Here is a 16,872-nt window from a genome sequence, read left to right as displayed (position 1 = left end):
ATCGATCTAGCGGCACCGGGCGCTATCTGGCTAAGCAGCCTGATAGCGCCCGGCGTACCTGGCTCAGTGCCGACCTCGGCGCGGTGTGGCGCCGCCCATCTTCTGGGCAATCGCACCCATGTAGCGGTCGATGATGATCGCCAGCGCGGAGATGGCCAGCCCGGCCAGCAGACCGCGGCCCGGTTCGACCCGGGCGATGGCGTCGATGGTTTCCAGCTCCAGGCCCTGGCTGCCGACCAGCGCGGTGATCACCACCATGCCCACGCACATCAGGATCGTCTGGTTCAGGCCCAGCAGCAGGCCCGCGCGGGCCAGCGGCAGGCGGATCTTCCAGAAGCTCTGCAACGGCGTTGCGCCGAACGACACAGCGGCCTCGACGGTGCTGGGGTCGACGCTGCGCATGGCGTGGTCGGTATAACGAATGGTGGTGGCGACGGAGTAGGCCGCAATCGCGATCACCGCGGTGGCATCGCCTGGGCCGAGCAGCATGACGATGGGCACCAGATAAACGAACGACGGCAGGGTCTGCAGCGTGGTGACGATGACTTCCGACACGGCATGAACCCGCTTCGACGAGCCCGCCCAGATACCGACTGGGCCGCCGACGAGCAGGGAGAAGAAGGTGCCGATTATCACCAGGTTGAAGGTGATCAGCAGCTTGTCCCAATAACCGACTGCGGCAATCAGCACCAGTGTGGCGCTGGACAGCAGCCCCAGCATCGGCCGCCCCAGGGCGAAGCCGAAGCACAGCAGCGACAGGACAATCGGCGCCCAGCCCAGGCCGCGCAGCATCTCCAGCATTGGGCGGATGATGTCGAGCGTCATGAACAGACGCAGGCTCTCGAAGCCGGCACCCCAGTTGGCGTTCAGCCAGGCCATGATGCGCGCCCAGAAATCTGCAGTAGAGAAGGTCAGCTCGACCGGAAATTTCACCAGGATTTCGAACACGCTGCCGCCGAGGGTGGGAATGATCAGCAGTGCAGCGAGGATGGCCAGGTGGCGCAGCGGCCTGGGCCGCGTGGCGTGGGTGGGCCGCCGCACCGCGACCGCGTGCCCGTAACCATAAAGCAGCACGGCGAGTAGGCTGATGGCGATGCCCGCTTCCAGCCCGCGGCCGAAGCGTAGCGACTGGATGGCGCGCAGCACCTCGGCACCCAGGCCGCCGGCGCCGATCATGGAGGCGAGAATGACCATGGCCAGCGACATCATGACCAGCTGGTTGACGCCCAGCAGCAGGTCGTTGCGCGTGCTGGGCACGAGGATCTTGGAGATCGCCTGCCATTTCGAGGCGCCAGTCATGCCGGCCAGTTCGAAGGCGTGTTCTGGTAGGCGGCGCAAGCCGAGCACCACCGCACGAATCATCGGCGGCAGGGCGAAGATCAGCGTCGCCACCAGCGCGGCTACCGGGCCGAAGCCGAAGAGGATCAACACCGGCACCAGATAACTGAACGGCGGGATCGTCTGCATCACGTCGAAAACGGGGTTGAGCAGCGTCTCCAGGCGCGGGTGGCGAAACAGCAGGACGCCGAAGGCCAGGCCGAGCAGGGTACCGAGCACGATGGCGAAACTTACCGACGCCAGCGTCAGCGAGGCTTCGGCCCACAGATTGAAGACCAGGAAGTAGGCGAAGGTCGAGAAGGCCAGCAGCGCCAGGCGCCGACCGCCGGCCAGCCAGCCGAGGTAGCTGGCGGCCAGCACCACCGAGAGCCATGACAGCGGCGGCAGGGTGACTGATTCTTCAGCGCTGCGCCCTGGGATGAACCACCCGGAGGCGAGCAAATTCTGCAGGCCCTGCATGGGCAGGGCGAGTACGTCACCGGCCATGCGCGTCCACACCCGCAGCGGCTCGCCGGCAATTTCCGAACGGCGCAGCAACTGGTTGAGCGCGTCGTTGGAGGCCTTCAGCCACGGCATGATCCAGTCCTTCGGCCAGGCATAAAGCTCCTTGGGGAGCCACTGCTGACCGAGGATGGCGATGATGAGCACGGCGATGCCAAGCGCGAGCCAGAGGCGGCTGCTGGGCAGCCGCTTGAGGCCGGAAACCGGCAAGGTTGCGGCGGTGCTGGCCATCGTGCTCATAACCAGGACGACCAGGTTTTCTCGTTTTTCTCCATCCATTCTTTGGCGGCGGCTTCAGCGGTCAGGCCATCTTTTTCCTGACGCAGAATGCCCCACGCCACATCGTCGTTGGTGAGCACGAAGCTCTTCAGGATGCGCACCGCGCCCGGCGCACGTTTGGCGAAATCGTCGTTGACCAGCTTGATGATGTCGCCGTCCGGCAGCGCGCAGTCGCCGACGGCATTGGGGTTCGGGCCCCAGGCCGGATCGCTGCGACAGGCATCTTCGTAGGCCGGGAAGTCGACGAAACTGCCCTTGTCTGAGCCGTACAGCCAGTGGGGCACGAAGCCGAAACCGATGATCGGCTTCTTCTTGGCGATGGCGCCCTCCATGGTCGCGACCATAGCGGCCATGGTGCCGGGCAGCGTCATGTGTACGTCCAGGCCGAGGGCTTCGATACGCCGGGTGTCATCGGAATCGAAGTCTGCCGGGGTGCCCAGATAGTTGATCTTGCCGTCGGTCTCGGGGTTGGACAGCGCCTTGATACAGGCTGGCTCCTTGAGCGCCTTCCAGTCCGGCAGGCCCGGGCACAGCTCGGCGACATAGCTGGGGTACCACCAGGTTTCCTTGATCTTCACGCCGGTCACGCCAGCTTTCGACACCGAACCCGACTCCAGCGCGGCAGCGATCAGCTCCGGCGACGAGGACCAGATGGCCGGGCTGACATCGATGTCACCGAACTCCATCGCAGTGAACTGGGCCGTGTAATCGGTCTTGATGTAGTTGACGTTGTAGCCGGCCTTCTTCAGCGCCGAGCCGTAAACGTTGGTGATGAAGTCGGCATCCGTCGCGCTGGAGACCGCCAGCCTTACTGGCTCCTGGGTCTCCGCGGCAGCGAAGGCGAGTTGGAACTGCAGCGCGGCGCAGCAAAAAAGCAGCGCCGCGTATGAGGATTTCGAGTGCAGGTGATTCATCAGTTCCAACTCCCTTCTCTGGCTTTTTGTTGGCTTCGAGTAGAGAACTGCTGTTATCACATGTCAAGCACAAATGAAGATATTGAGCTTGCAAAACTCAATTTTGTGGCGCTTATTAAAAGCGTGGCATGAGTTATGTATCTCAAAATAATCACAAAATTTAGAGCGAGTGCCGAGGCAGAAAATCTGCGTCGGGGTCGCGGCCCAGGCGGTGAGCAGGAGTTGCCGGCTGCAGGCGAATGCGCTAGCCGGGCGAGGTGGGCCTAAGGGGGAATGCATCTTCCGGGCCGAGTCGGGCACACCCAGCGAACGCTGATGCAGGCGCCAGCCACTGCCCAATTTGGGTGCGCGGGCTGGTTCGGTTGCCCGAATAGACGCCGCCATGCACGGCGAGGCCAGCGGCACTGGCGAATGTACCCACAAAGTGGGCCAGAGAAGAGGCGTATCGACGATGCTTGAGTGCAAGAACCTTTGGAAGATTTACGGCCCCTCGAAAGCCGCACAGGCCAAGCCGTCATTGCCGGTCGCCGAGACCATCGCGGCCATTCAGCGTGAAGGCGGCTTCGTCGCACTGGCCGATATCGATCTGTCGGTCAAGAAAGGCGAGGTGCTGGTCATCATGGGCTTGTCCGGCTCGGGCAAGTCCACGCTGCTCAGGTGCCTGACCCGTCTGGTGGAGCCGACCCTGGGCGAGCTGCGCTTCAACGACCAGGATCTGCTCGCCATGCGCGACAAGAACCTGCAGGAGCTGCGCCGCAACCACATGAGCATGGTGTTCCAGAACTTCGCACTGCTGCCGCACCGTACGGTGCTCGGCAACGTGGAACTGCCGTTGGAAATTCAGGGTGTGCGCGCCGCCGAGCGGCGCCAGAAGGCGCTGGAAATCATCGGCGTGGTGGGGCTCTCCGGCAAGGAAGACCATTACCCGATCGAGCTGTCCGGCGGGCAGCAGCAGCGTGTGGGCATCGCCCGCAGCCTGTCCACCAACCCCACGCTCTGGCTGCTCGACGAACCTTTCTCGGCGCTCGACCCGCTTATCCGTGAAGAGATGCAGGACGAAGTGCTCAGGCTGCAGAAGAGCCTGGAAAAGACCGTGATCTTCGTGACACACGACTTCAACGAGGCTGCTCGCGTGGGCGACCGCATCGTTTTGCTGCGCAACGGGCAGATCGTCCAGGTCGGCACGCCCGCCGAGCTGATCCTCAAGCCGGCCGACGACTACGTCAGCGCGTTCACCGCCAGCGCCGAGCGCAGCCGCATTCTGACCGCAGAAAACTTCATGCAGGCCGGCGACCCGCAAGGTTTCGATCAGAAACTCAGCGTCGACTCGACCCTGAGGGAAGTGGCGCAGGCCTTCCAAAGCGGCGCGAACGTTATCGCCTTCGACAGTGCCGCAGGCGGCACGGTCGGCTTCATGCGCCGCCAGGACATTGGTGATGCGCTTACCGCAGCAATGACGGCGTAGCGCTCAACTGGCTCTGCCACGGCGGAATTTCAGATTCATCCAAGGTTGGGATCCTTATGAAAATCTACAAGAACGACGCGCATCTGGAACACCAATCACGGCTGGAGCTGGTGCCCGGCAAATTCATCCCGACGCTCGATGTGCGTGAGCGCACCGGCGCTGTACTGGAGACTCTGCAGCGTGCCAGCGATGCCGAGGTGATCGACTGCCCACCGGCAACGTTGCAGGACCTGCTGTGCATCCATTCTCAGGACTATCTGGATTTTCTGAGCAGCGCCTGGGCGCAATGGGCCGCCACGTACAGCGCGGATCTGGACGGCGTGGGCTTCGTGTGGCCCCACCGCAACCGGCCAGCGCGCTGCCCCACCGCCATTGAGGGCAAGATCGCCTACTACATGTTCGATGGCGTGAGCACCATAACGCCGGGCATGTGGGCCGCCACACTGGGCGCTGCCGGAGCTGCGCTGCAGGCCGCCAATGACCTCAAACGCAGCGGCTCGGGAGGCATCGTCCTGGCCCGCCCACCAGGTCACCACGCCTGCAAGGACATGGGTGGCGGCACCAGCTACACCAACCATACGGCGCTCGCGGCGCACACCCTCAGCGCAGGCGGCGCCCGCGTCGCCGTTCTCGACATCGATGCCCACCACGGCAATGGCACCCAGGACATTTTCTGGACCCGCAGCGATGTGCTGACGATCTCGATCCACACCGACCCGGCAGTGGATTACCCTTATTTCTCCGGCTATGCCGATGAAATCGGCGAGGGCAGCGGCGAAGGTTTCAACCTCAACCTGCCCGTCGCGCCAGGAAGCAGCTGGTCGTCAGGCTATTCGCAGGCGCTGACAGCCGCCCTCGAAAAGATCCGCCACTTCGCCCCCGACTACCTCGTCATCGCCCTTGGCGCCGACGCCCACATCAACGACCCCGCCGGGCGAATCGACCTGCACACCGAGGACTTCAAACACATCGGCCGCGCCATAGCCGAGCTGGATATCCCACACATGTTCGTTCTGGAGGGCGGTTATGGCCTGGATGTGATTGGGGAGTGCGTGAGGAATGTGGTGGCGGCAGGGGAGTGATCACGTTTGAAGCCATGGATGGCTTTGGCAGCAAGCCGTTTTCAGGTGTAGCAGTTAGAGCTTGGGCACCGGAGGCTTTTGACTCCACAAATAAAAACCCCTGACTTCCGCTAGGAAGTCAGGGGTTTTGGGTTTGGTGGAGCCGGGGGGATTTGAACCCCCGTCCGCCAGTTCTCCACTGTCGGTACTACATGCTTAGCCGTGTCTATTGAGTTAACCCTCAGCCGCCCGACGGGCAGGGTGCATTGGGCGAGTTGTGTAAGTTTTAGCCACTTCGTCCACAACGTACTACGCGGCGATCCTGTTCTGCATGACAATCACTTCGAGTTTACAGGCATCCTCTAGTGATCGCTGGAGCCGAAGCTACCAGAAGGACTAGTCGCGCCGCTTACGCAGCGAGAGCGTAGCCCTCGTAGTTTTCGTCATTGGCAACTATAGAAAGTTGCAACAGTGGATTTACGACTTCTGTTACCAAGTCGGCATGCACCTCGAGCTTCGCTACCGGCGTCGAATCCTAATCGGCCCCGAAACTTGCGAGACGCGCAGTGTACGCCAAAAGGGTTCGTGGCGTCGACCCGGGCGAAACAGCGCGCTCGCAAACAGGCCGGCGCAGCGCCGGCCTGCATCACGGTCAGCTATCGGAGCTGTTGCCGTCTTCGCTCGGTGCATTGAGCAATTGCAGCGCACGTTGAGCGTGGGTGCCACAGGCTTTCAGGTCGCCAGCGGCCTGCGCGTCGGTAGCTTGTTTCTTGGCTTCTTCGACCTGCTGCTTGAGCGGATCGGCCACCATTGGTTTGGTGGTCATGGCGTTGTCGAGTTTCTGCAGGTTGACGGTGCACAGGTCATCAGCTGCGAAAGCCGGTGCGGCCAGTACGACGGCGATGACGAACATGGATACGCGCTTCATGTGGTAATCCTCTCATCACGAATAGATTCCCGGTGCCGCCCTGGTTGAGGGTTAGGGGAGCCGGGAGCGTCCCGCCCAAATCATTCGGGCTTAGTGAAGCTGACTGGCCTTTCGCGATGACGGTTCAGAGTTTTTCTGATGGCGCATCGCCTGCCTCAAAACGGTGCGGCTTACACCGGGTCGGCATGCACCAGTACTTCGGCCTGGGTGAATTCGCCACGGATGGCGTCTTCCACCTGTTCACACAGCGCGTGGGCTTCGGTGAGGGTGAGGTTGCCGGGCAGATCGACGTGCAGTTGCACGAACCAGCGGGTACCGGAGAGGCGTGTACGCAGGTCGTGGATGCCGATGACGCCAGGTACGGCGCAGGCCAGCGCGCTCATGCGGGTGCTGACGTCGGGGGCCAGTTCCTGGTCCATCAGCACGCTGACCGACTGGCGGGCAATGCTCACCGCGCTCCATAGAATGTAGGCGGCGATGCCGATGGCGAACAGCGCGTCGCCCTGTTGCCAGCCCAGGTAGGCGAGCAGCAGGGCGAGGAGGATGCCGCCGTTGAGCAGCAGGTCGGAGCGGTAGTGCAGCGAGTCAGCGTGGATCGCGGTGGAGCCGGTCTTGCGTACCACGTGATGCTGGAACATCAGCAGGGCGACGGTCAGCACCATGGACAGCAGCATAACTGCGATACCGAGTGCCTGGGCGGTCAATGGCTCGGGCTGGCGCAAGCGCTCGAAACCCTGCACGGCAACCAGGATGGCACTGGCACCGATGAACAGCGCTTGGCCCAAACCAGCAAGAGCTTCGGCCTTGCCATGGCCGTAACGGTGATCATCGTCGGCAGGGCGCAGGGCGATATTCACGGCGATCAGGTTGAGCAGCGAGGCGGCGCTGTCGAGCAGCGAGTCGGTCAGGCCGGCGAGCAGGCTGACCGAGCCGCTGGCCCACCAGGCGATGGCCTTGCAGAGCACCAGGGTCAGTGCCACGCAGAGCGCTGCAGCGGTGGCCTGGCGCATCAGGCGGGCGTGCTGGCGGTCGAGGGTCATGGGCGATCCATGGGGTTAAGCTGAGCCCGTCATTGCTGACGGGCCGCGGGGGCGTTAGGCGGAAGGGCGCAGACCGTAAGCCGCCAGCTGTTCAGCGCTACCGCTGTGCTGGATCAGGCGCGGGTCGTCGAGCGGCAGGTTGTGGCCAGTCTGGGTTTCGATCAGCGCCTTGAGCTTGGCATTGTCGACCTTGCCGTCGGCGTCCACTACGTCCTTGAGCGACTGGGTGTCCACCTGCGCGGTGGTGCCGCCTGGCAGGTAGATGGCGCCGGTGGCGAAGTCGATACCAAAGGCGATCAGGCCGGGAATCACGTAAAAGAGAATGCCGATGGCGTCCAGACCGACGACCAGGGGGTCGACACGGCCTTCGATCTGACCGCGCCGGTCGGGGAAGAAGATGGTGCCGCAGGCAGACAGTTGAGTGACCAATGTAACGGCGAGAACGCCGCCGATAACGCGGGATTTCGTGCGCATCGAGCACCTCCAGAAAAAGTGGACGCCACTATAGCAAGGCGAGCATGGCAAAGCTGCTGTGGCGCAGCAATACGCAGCTTTCGACGGCATATGACCGGGCAAGCAGGGCGGCGGTTCGCCGTTATAATCGCCGGCCTGAACTGGAGCCCCGATGAACAGCCTGCCGATCGATTCCCTGCTGCCTGACCTGTGCCGCGCCTTGGCCACACGTGATGAGGTGGTGCTCGAAGCGCCGCCCGGCGCCGGCAAAACCACCCGCGTGCCGCTGGCTGTGCTCGACCAGCCGTGGCTGGCCGGGCAACGCATCATGATGCTCGAACCGCGGCGCCTGGCCGCCCGCGCCGCTGCCGAGCGGCTGGCCAGCGAGCTGGGTGAGAAGGTCGGCGAGACGGTGGGCTATCGCATCCGCCTGGACAGCAAAGTCGGCCCCAGCACGCGCATCGAGGTTGTCACCGAGGGCATCCTCGCTCGGCTCCTGCAGGGCGACCCGGCGCTGGACGGTGTCGGGTTGGTAATCTTCGACGAATTCCACGAACGCAGCCTGGATGCCGATCTGGCCCTGGCGCTGACCCTAAATGGCCGGGCGATGTTTCGCGGCGCTGACAGTGGCGAGGCGCCGCTCAAGGTGTTGCTGATGTCCGCGACCCTGGAAGGCGAGCGCCTGGCTGGTTTGCTCGGTGACGCGCCGGTGCTGCGCAGCGAAGGGGGCATGTACCCGGTGGACATTCGCTGGGGCGCGCCCTGGCAGGCCGGCGAGTGGCTCGAGCCGAGGGTGCTGCAAACCGTTTTGCAGGCGCTGGACGACGAGCCCGGCAGCCTGCTGGTGTTCCTGCCCGGCCAGGCGGAGATTCGCCGCGTGGCCGAACAACTGGACGAAGCGCTGGCCGGGCGCAGCGACGTGCGCGTCTGCCCGCTGCATGGCGAGCTGGAACTGTCGGCCCAGCGCGCGGCCATCGAGCCGGCGCCGGCCGGGCTGCGCAAGGTGGTGCTGGCCACCAACATCGCCGAGACCAGCCTGACCATCGATGGCGTGCGCGTAGTGGTCGACGCCGGCCTGGCGCGCGTGCCGCGTTTCGACCTTGGCAGCGGCATGACGCGCCTGGATACCGCGCGTATTTCCCGCGCCTCGGCCACTCAGCGGGCTGGCCGTGCGGGGCGTCTGCAACCCGGGGCGTGTTACCGGCTGTGGTCCCAGGCACAGCACGAACAATTGCCAGCGTATTCCGCGGCGGAAATTCTGCAGGCCGACCTGGCCGGCCTGGCGCTGCAGTTGGCCCGATGGGGCGTCGAGGTGGACGAGCTGGTCTGGCTCGACCCGCCGCCCGCTGCCGCCTACGCCCAGGCGCGTGACCTGTTGCAGCGCCTCGGCGCCCTCGACGAACGTGGCGTGTTGACTGCTCACGGCCAGGCCATGGCCGAGCTGCCGGCCCATCCGCGTATCGCTCATCTGTTATTACGTGGCCAGGCCTTGGGCCTCGGCGAGTTGGCCAGTGACCTGGCGGCACTGTTGGGCGAACGCGACATCTTGCGTGGCGCCGGTGCCGACCTGCATAGCCGCCTAGCGCTGCTGTCGGGTGAGAGCCGGGCTGCGCGCGGTGCTCAGGGTGGCGTGCAACGGGCTCGGCAATTGGCCAAACAGTTTCAGGGGTATCTGCGCCGGGTGCCGGTCAGCGAGCCGGTGGGCGATCCCGAACACGGCCGCTGGTTGGGCGCGTTGCTGGCATTCGCCTACCCGGACCGCATCGCCCGCCAGCGCCGCGAGGGCGGCGCCGAATATCGCCTGGCCAACGGGCGTGCCGCGCAGTTTGGCGAAGCCGATGCTCTGATGAAGCACAGCTGGCTGGTGGTTGCCGACCTGGGCAGCCGCCACGGCCAGCGCGAGGAGCGCATCTACCTGGCCGCGGAGCTGGAGCCGGCGCTGTTCGAGTCGGTGCTGGTCGAGCAGGTGAGCAGCCTGGATCTGCTCGAATGGGACGAGCGCGAAGGCGTGCTGCGCGCCGAGCGACAGCACAAGGTCGGTGATCTTGTGCTCAGCAGCGAGGCGCTCCCAGGGCTGGATGCCGAGGCGCGCACTACGGCGCTGCTCGGTCTGGTGCGGCGCAAGGGCCTGGCGCTGCTGCCGTGGACGCCAGAGCTGCGCCAGTGGCAGGCGCGGGTGATGCTGCTGCGCGGGCTCGATCTGCAAACCCAGGCCGGCAGCGAATGGCCGGATGTATCGGATGCGGCGCTGCTGGCCACGCTGGAAACCTGGCTGGCGCCTTACCTGGGCAAGGTCACCCGGCTGAGCCACTTCGGCAATCTTGACCTGCACGCGATGCTGCAAACTCTGTTGCCCTGGCCGCTGCCCCAGCGCCTGGATGAGTGGGCACCGCGCAGCATCGCCGTGCCGTCCGGCTCACGTATCGGTGTCGATTACAGCGAGCATCCGCCGGTGCTGGCGGTGCGCCTGCAGGAGCTGTTCGGCCTGGCCGAGACGCCGCGCATTGCCAATGGTCGTCAGCAGGTGCTGCTGCACTTGTTGTCCCCGGCGCGGCGGCCAGTGCAGGTGACCCAGGACCTGGCCAACTTCTGGCGCACCACCTACGCCGAGGTGAAAAAGGATCTGAAAGGCCGCTACCCGAAACACTACTGGCCCGACGATCCGCTGATCGCCGAGCCGACGGCGCGGGCCAAGCCGCGCAAGTAGCGCGCGAAAGCTGGCTCAGCCCAGGCAGTGGGTCACGTGTTTCACCGACTGGTAGGTGGCCAGGCCCCAGGGGCCGAGTTCACGGCCGATGCCGCTGCCCTTGCTGCCTCCCCAGGAGGTTTCCACAAACACAGCCTGCACCGAGTTGATCCATACGTGGCCAACCTCCAGTGCTTCAGCAACCCGTTCGGCACGCTGCAGGTCTGCGCTGGCCACGGTCGCGACGAGACCGAAGCGGCTGTCGTTGGCCAGGGCGATGGCCTCGTCTTCGCTGGCGAAGCGCCGCGCGCAGAGCACCGGGCCGAAGATTTCCTCGTTCCAGAGCCGGCTGTCGGTGGGCACATCGGTATACAGCGTCGGCGCCACGAACCAGCCCCGCCGCTCCAGCAGCGCGCCGCCGGCCAGGCAATTCAGCTGTTCCTGCTGGCCGGTGGCGAGGTACTCGCCGACCTTGTGCCATTGCGCTTCGCTGCTCAGCGGGCCCATGTCGACTTCCTCGCCCAACGGGTTGCCGACGCGCAGCGCCTGCATGGCGTCGGCCAGGCGCGGCAGCAGGGCGTCGGCGATGCCGTTCTGCACCAGCAGGCGCGAGGTTGCCGAGCACATTTGTCCGGCATTCCAGCAGATACCAGCGATGATCCACTCGATGGCCTGATCGATATCGCAGTCGTCGAACACGATGATCGCCGACTTGCCACCCAGCTCCAGGGTTAGCGGCCTGCAGTGGTCGGCGGCGCTGTGCATCACGCGGCTGCCTACGGCGTTGCTGCCGGTGAACGACAGTTTGTCGAGGCCAGGGTGAGCGCTTAGCGCCGCGCCAACTTGCGCCTTGCCGCCAACGATGTTCAGCACACCGGCGGGCAGGCCGAGTTCGCTGGCGATCTCGCCGTAGGCCAGTTCAATCAGCGGGGTGACTTCCGAGGGTTTGAGCACCAGGGTGCAACCGGCGGCCAGGGCCGGAGCGATCTTCCAGGCGCTGGTCACCAGGGGGAAGTTCCAGGGCACGATCAGGCCTACCACGCCGATGGCTTCCAGCCGGGTGTGTGAGCTGAAGCCCGGCGCTGCCAGCGTCACCGGCCGATTTTGTCGTTCAGCCAGGCCCTCGGCGAGGTCGGCGTAATAGCTGAAGGTCGCCACAGAGTCGTCGAGATCCACCTCGGCCTCGTGACGCGGCTTGCCGTTGTTACGCATCTGCAGCTCGATCAGCGTGTCGCGACGGGCGGCGATGGCATTGGCGAAGCCGCGCAAGTAGAGGGCGCGCTCGGTCGGCGCGGTGGTTTTCCAACCGCCCAGCGCCTGGCGGGCGGCGGCCACGGCCAGGTCGACCTGCGCTGCGCTGGCGGCGCGCAGTTCGGCGAAAGGCTGGGCGAGGCACGGGTCGAAGGGATTGAGCGTATCGCTGCCTTCGCCGGCCACCCAGTGGCCGGCGATGTAGTGAGGCGTGTTCATGGTTATGCTCCGGGGCGCGGGTGGCGCAGGAAAGAAAAGTCGGTCGCCTCACGGCGCGAACGGTGGTGCCTCGGCCAGCTCGATCAGCAGTGGTCGGTCATCTGGTGCCTCACGCAACAGGGTTTGCAGATGCGCATGGTCACGCGCACGCTCGGCGGCGCAGCCAAAGCCACGGGCGATGGCCAGCAGATCCGGCGTGTAGATGTCGACGGCAATCGGGGTGATATCGCGGCGCTGCATGTAGCGCTTGATCTCGCCATAACCGGCGTTGTTCCACAGCAGGACGATGACGCCGACCCGCGCTTCCACGGCGCTGGCCAGCTCGGCGATGGTGAACTGGATGCCGCCGTCGCCCATCAGGCTGATCACCGGTCGCGTTGGTTCGGCCAGCTTGGCGCCGATGGCCGCCGGCAGGCCGTAGCCGAGGGTGCCATAGCCGGTGGAGGCGTTGAACCAGCGCCGCGCGCCATCCAGCTCGACCAGATGATTGCCGCTGTACACGGTTTGCGTCGAGTCGCCGACGAAGCGGGCATCGGGCAGCGCATCGAGGATGCAGTCGAACAACTGCCGGTAGTGCGTCCAGCCAGCGAATCCTTCATCGAGCCGCGCCTGTACGGCGGCCGTACGCTGGGCGCCAGGACTTTCTGCGTTGGGGCCGCGCGGATCGAACTCGGCCAGCAGCATGCGCATGGCCACCCGCGCATCGCCCTGAATGGCCATGTGCGGGGTGAAGTTGCGCTGCAACTGCTGAGCGTCGATGTCGATGCGGATCAGCCGGCCAGGCAGGCGGAAGTCGCCGTCGAACACCACGTCGTAGTCGGTCTCGCCCAGCTCGGTGCCGATGGCCAGCACCACGTCGGCCTCCCGCGCCAGATCGCGTACCGGGCGCAGCGACTGGTTGCTGCCCAGCAGCAGCGGATGGCCCGGCGGTAGCAGGCCCTTGGCATTGATGGTCAGCGCGGTGGGGGCGTCCAGTGCGGCGGCCAGGGCGCGGGCTTCGGCTTCTGCCGCGACGCAGCCACCGCCGAGCAGGAGCAGAGGACGTTCGGCTTGCTTGAGCAGCTCGGCGGCTTCGCGAATCAGCGTGCGGTTCGGTGCCGGGCGGCGCAGCGTCGGTCGCGGCGCCAGAGGCATGTGCGTAGCGTCGGCGGTGATGATGTCCAGCGGCAGCTCGATATGCACCGGGCGCGGCCGCTCACCCTCGAATACGGCGAAGGCACGGGCCAGCACACCGGGCAGTTCCTCGACGCTCATCAGGGTATGGCTGAAGGCACTGACGCCGGCCACCATGGCGCGCTGGTTGGGCAATTCGTGCAGGTAGCCCTTGCCCAGGCCCAGGCGCGACCGCTCGTTGACGCTGGAAATCACCAGCATCGGGATCGAGTCGGCGTAGGCCTGGCCCATGGCGGTGAGGATATTGGTCATCCCCGGCCCGGTGATGATGAAGCACACACCCGGCTTGCCTGAGACGCGCGCGTAGCCGTCGGCCATAAAGCCGGCGCCCTGTTCGTGGCGTGGGGTGACATGGCGGATGCCGCTGGTCGGCAGGCCACGGTAGAGCTCCACGGTATGCACGCCGGGAATGCCGAACACGGTGTCGACACCCCAGGCTTCGAGTTGTCTGACGAGAAATTCGCCGCAGGTGGTCATGGGCTGCTTCCTTCCGCATGGGACAGATAAAGGGGCGAAGGTGAGTGCGTCACCTTCGCCGAAACCCGCCCGAAGGCGGGCATTGCATGAGGCGTTTCAGAGCGCATGGCTGACTGCAGCGCTACGAGGCGACAGCAGGCTGGCGACGAAGAATGTCGCGGTGCCGACGGCCAGGCTGTAGTAGATCGGCGTATTGGCATCCAGGCCGTCGAGGAACATGAACAGCGCGGCGGTCAGGCTGCCGCACAGCATGCTGAGGATGGCGGCGAAGGTGCTTGCACGCTTGAAGTAGATCGCGCCCAGCAGAGGCACCAGCATGCCGCCGACCAGCAGGTTGTAGGCCAGGGTCAGGGCGCTGATCACGTCACTGACGACCAGGGCGATGGCCAGCACGATGACGCCGAGCAGCAGGGTGAACAGGCGGTTCTTGTGCACGTCGCCGTCTTCGTCCTTGCCGCCGAGCAGCGGCCACAGGTCTTGCGCGGCGGTAGTCGAGGCGGCCAGCAGGCCGGCACTGGCGGTGGACATCAGGGCGGCCAGGGCAGCAGCGATGACCAGGCCACGGACGCCGTCCGGCAGGCTGTGCTGGACGATGCTGGCGAAGGCGTTATTGACGTTGTCCAGCTCAGGCAGCAGCACCTTGGCGGCCATGCCGATCAGCGCGGCGGCCAGGCCATAAAGCACGCAGTACAGGCCCGCGGTGGTGCCTGCGATGCGCGCGACGCGTTCGCTACGAGCGGTGAACACGCGTTGCCAGATGTCCTGGCCGATGAAGATGCCGAGGAAGTAGATCAGGAAGTAGGTGACGATGGTGTCCCAGCCGATGCTGGTGAAGGAGAAGTAGCTGGCCGGCAGAGTGGCGACCAGGGCATCCCAGCCGCCGGCATCGCTGATCGACAGTGGCATGAGGATGAACACCAGGCCGACGGTCATGATCAGGAACTGGACGATATCGGTGAGCGTCAGCGACCACATGCCGCCGATGGTGGAGTAGGCGACCACGATGCCGCCGCCGACCAGGATGGCGACCCAGAACGGCATGCCGAACAGCACCTGCATCACGGTGCCGATGGCGATGGTCGAGGTGGCCGCGATCATCAGCGCGTAGACCAGCATGATCAAGGCGCTGGCGTGGCGCGCGGTCGGGTTGTAGCGGCGTTCCAGCACCTGGGTGACGGTGTAGATCTTCAGTTTCAGCAATGGCTTGGCCAGCAGCAGGCTGATGCCGACGATGCCCAGGCCCAGTGCTGCGCACAGCCAGAAACCGGAAATGCCGTACACGTAGCCCAGGCGTACGGTGCCTATGGTGGATGCACCGCCGAGTACGGTGGCGGCCATGGTGCCGAGGTAGAAGCCAGGGCCGAGGTTGCGGCCGGCAACCAGATAATCTTCACGGGTTTTCGCGCGGCGCATGCCGTACCAGCCAAGCGCGAGCATGGCGGCGATGTAGAGAATGACGACGGAAATATCGAGGATCATGGTGCTGTTCTCATTGTTTTTGGGTATCCGGGCGCAGCGCGCCCGGTGCGAAGCGGTCAGGCGAGCCCGGCACCTTTCACCGGGGCACTGGTATCAGGTTTCAGCCGCACCCAGCGCGGGCCGGCGGGGCCGTACACGCTGGCCGGCTCGGGGAACAGATTGAGCAGAGTGAGATAGAACACCGCGGCCATGCCCAGGGTGATCGGCAGGCTGACGTCGATGCCGCCAGCCAGCTCGCCCAGCGGGCCGACGAACTGGCCGGGCAGGTTGACGAAGCACAAACCCACAGCCGCGCTGGGAATCCATGCACCGAGGCCGCGCCAGTTCCAGCCGTTGTGGAACCAGTAGCGCCCGCCGCGCTCGCCGCGGGTGAACACCTGCAGGTCATCGGCGTGGTAGAAGCCGCGGCGCACGATCAGGCCGAGGATCATGATCACCATCCACGGGCTGGTGCAGGTCACGATCAGCACCGCGAAGGTCGACACGCTCTGCACCAGGTTGAAGGCGAAGCGGCCGATGAAGATGAAGGCGATGGCCGCCACGCCGATCAGCAGCGTGGCGCCAGCGCGGCTCATCAGCCGCGGGAACAGGCTCGACATGTCCAGCCCGGTGCCATACAGCGCGGTGGTGCCGGTGGACATGCCACCGATCACCGCGATCAGGCACACCGGCAGGAAGAACCAGGCCGGCGAGATGGCCAGCAGGCCACCCACATAATTGTTGGCGGCGATGTAATCCGGCGCCTGAGTGGCCACCAGGGTGGCGGTGCACAGGCCGAACAGGAAGGGAATCAGCGTGCCGGCCTGGGCGGCGAGCACCGCCAGCATGATGCGGCGCTTGGGCGTGTGCTTGGGGATATAGCGCGACCAGTCGCCGAGAAAGGCACCAAACGACACCGGGTTGCTCATCGCCAGCAGCGCCGCGCCGATAAAGGCGGCCCAGAAGCCCGGTTGCTCCAGGCTGACGGTGCCGGCGTAATTGGCATCGAACGGCCCGGCGAACGCCAGGATGCCGAGCAGAAACAGCAGGCTGGAGGCCCACACGGCGATCTTGTTGACCCACAGCATGAAGCGAAAGCCGTAGATGCACACCACCAGCACCAGTACGGCGAACAGGCCGTAGGCCAGACCCAGGGTCAGGTCGTTCTCGGGCAGGCCGATCAGCCGCTTGGCGCCGCCGATCAGCGCATCACCGGAGCTCCATACCGACAGCGAGAAGAACGCCACGGCGGTGAGCAGCGACAGGAACGAGCCGACTATGCGCCCGTGCACGCCGAAGTGGGCACCGGAGGACACCGCGTTGTTGGTGCCGTTGAGCGCGCCGAACAGGCCCATCGGCGCGAGGATCAGCGCGCCGACCGCGACGCCGAGAATGATCGCCCAGGCACCAGCCTGAAACGACAGACCGAACAGCACCGGGAAGCTGCCCAGCACGGCGGTGGAGAACGTGTTGGCGCCGCCGAAGATCAGGCGGAACAGATCGGTGGGGGTAGCACTGCGTTGGTTGTCGGGAATCTGCTCGACACCGAAGGTCTCGATACGCGTCGCGTTACTCATGGTGTTCTCCAGCGCCTTTTCACGGTTTTTATAGGGGCAGCGCAGGCACGCT

The 16,872-nt window shown here is 65.2% G+C and carries 12 protein-coding genes and 1 other RNA gene; 3 read left to right on the top strand and 10 right to left on the bottom strand.

The window, feature by feature from the left end; translation table 11 throughout:
- Window positions 1-63 precede the first annotated feature (63 nt).
- Window positions 64-2,070, bottom strand: a complete 2,007-nt coding sequence (locus PVA39_RS16865; protein WP_274125049.1) for an ABC transporter permease — start codon at window positions 2,068-2,070, stop codon at window positions 64-66.
- 5 nt (window positions 2,071-2,075) lie between these two features.
- Window positions 2,076-3,032, bottom strand: a complete 957-nt coding sequence (locus PVA39_RS16860) for an ABC transporter substrate-binding protein (protein ID WP_274125048.1) — start codon at window positions 3,030-3,032, stop codon at window positions 2,076-2,078.
- A 451-nt stretch (window positions 3,033-3,483) separates the two neighbouring features.
- On the opposite strand from PVA39_RS16860, the gene PVA39_RS16855 reads away from it, so the two are divergent.
- Both PVA39_RS16855 and PVA39_RS16850 read left to right on the top strand, forming a co-directional pair.
- Entirely contained in the window at window positions 3,484-4,497 is a 1,014-nt protein-coding gene (locus tag PVA39_RS16855; protein ID WP_274125046.1) for an ATP-binding cassette domain-containing protein, read from the top strand.
- Between the two features lie 56 nt (window positions 4,498-4,553).
- Window positions 4,554-5,579 carry a histone deacetylase family protein gene (locus PVA39_RS16850; RefSeq protein ID WP_274125045.1) on the top strand — a complete coding sequence of 342 codons (1,026 nt, stop codon included), beginning with the start codon at window positions 4,554-4,556 and terminating at the stop codon, window positions 5,577-5,579.
- Between the two features lie 134 nt (window positions 5,580-5,713).
- On the opposite strand, the gene ssrA is transcribed toward PVA39_RS16850, so the two are convergent.
- The 4 genes from ssrA to PVA39_RS16830 form a co-directional block, all read right to left on the bottom strand.
- Window positions 5,714-6,105: a transfer-messenger RNA gene (gene ssrA, locus PVA39_RS16845) on the bottom strand.
- 105 nt (window positions 6,106-6,210) lie between these two features.
- Window positions 6,211-6,486 (bottom strand): hypothetical protein, encoded by a 276-nt coding sequence (locus PVA39_RS16840; protein ID WP_274125044.1) that lies wholly within the window; start codon window positions 6,484-6,486, stop codon window positions 6,211-6,213.
- A gap of 170 nt (window positions 6,487-6,656) precedes the next feature.
- Window positions 6,657-7,526 (bottom strand): cation diffusion facilitator family transporter, encoded by an 870-nt coding sequence (locus PVA39_RS16835; protein ID WP_274125043.1) that lies wholly within the window; start codon window positions 7,524-7,526, stop codon window positions 6,657-6,659.
- 54 nt (window positions 7,527-7,580) lie between these two features.
- Window positions 7,581-8,000, bottom strand: a complete 420-nt coding sequence (locus PVA39_RS16830; protein WP_013789937.1) for a hypothetical protein — start codon at window positions 7,998-8,000, stop codon at window positions 7,581-7,583.
- A 151-nt stretch (window positions 8,001-8,151) separates the two neighbouring features.
- Between PVA39_RS16830 and hrpB the strand changes: the two genes are divergently transcribed.
- Entirely contained in the window at window positions 8,152-10,686 is a 2,535-nt protein-coding gene (hrpB, locus tag PVA39_RS16825) for an ATP-dependent helicase HrpB (protein WP_274125041.1), read from the top strand.
- Between the two features lie 15 nt (window positions 10,687-10,701).
- Here hrpB and PVA39_RS16820 read toward each other — a convergent pair whose 3' ends face one another.
- From PVA39_RS16820 to PVA39_RS16805, 4 genes are all read right to left on the bottom strand, one after another.
- The gene (locus tag PVA39_RS16820; protein WP_274125040.1) at window positions 10,702-12,135 is read right to left on the bottom strand and encodes an aldehyde dehydrogenase family protein; all 1,434 of its coding nucleotides are present in this window, start codon (window positions 12,133-12,135) and stop codon (window positions 10,702-10,704) included.
- A 48-nt stretch (window positions 12,136-12,183) separates the two neighbouring features.
- Window positions 12,184-13,785: a 5-guanidino-2-oxopentanoate decarboxylase gene (locus PVA39_RS16815; protein WP_274125039.1), complete on the bottom strand. Its 1,602-nt coding sequence runs from the start codon at window positions 13,783-13,785 to the stop codon at window positions 12,184-12,186.
- 96 nt (window positions 13,786-13,881) lie between these two features.
- On the bottom strand, window positions 13,882-15,264 hold the full coding sequence (locus tag PVA39_RS16810) for a sodium:solute symporter (RefSeq protein ID WP_274125038.1): 1,383 nt from the start codon (window positions 15,262-15,264) through the stop codon (window positions 13,882-13,884).
- 56 nt (window positions 15,265-15,320) lie between these two features.
- Window positions 15,321-16,820: a purine-cytosine permease family protein gene (locus PVA39_RS16805; protein ID WP_274125037.1), complete on the bottom strand. Its 1,500-nt coding sequence runs from the start codon at window positions 16,818-16,820 to the stop codon at window positions 15,321-15,323.
- Window positions 16,821-16,872: the final 52 nt, after the last annotated feature.

The sequence above is a fragment of the Pseudomonas sp. CNPSo 3701 genome (assembly GCF_028674975.1).
Taxonomy (GTDB): domain Bacteria; phylum Pseudomonadota; class Gammaproteobacteria; order Pseudomonadales; family Pseudomonadaceae; genus Aquipseudomonas; species Aquipseudomonas straminea.
This window is presented reverse-complemented; position numbering and strand designations above follow the sequence as displayed.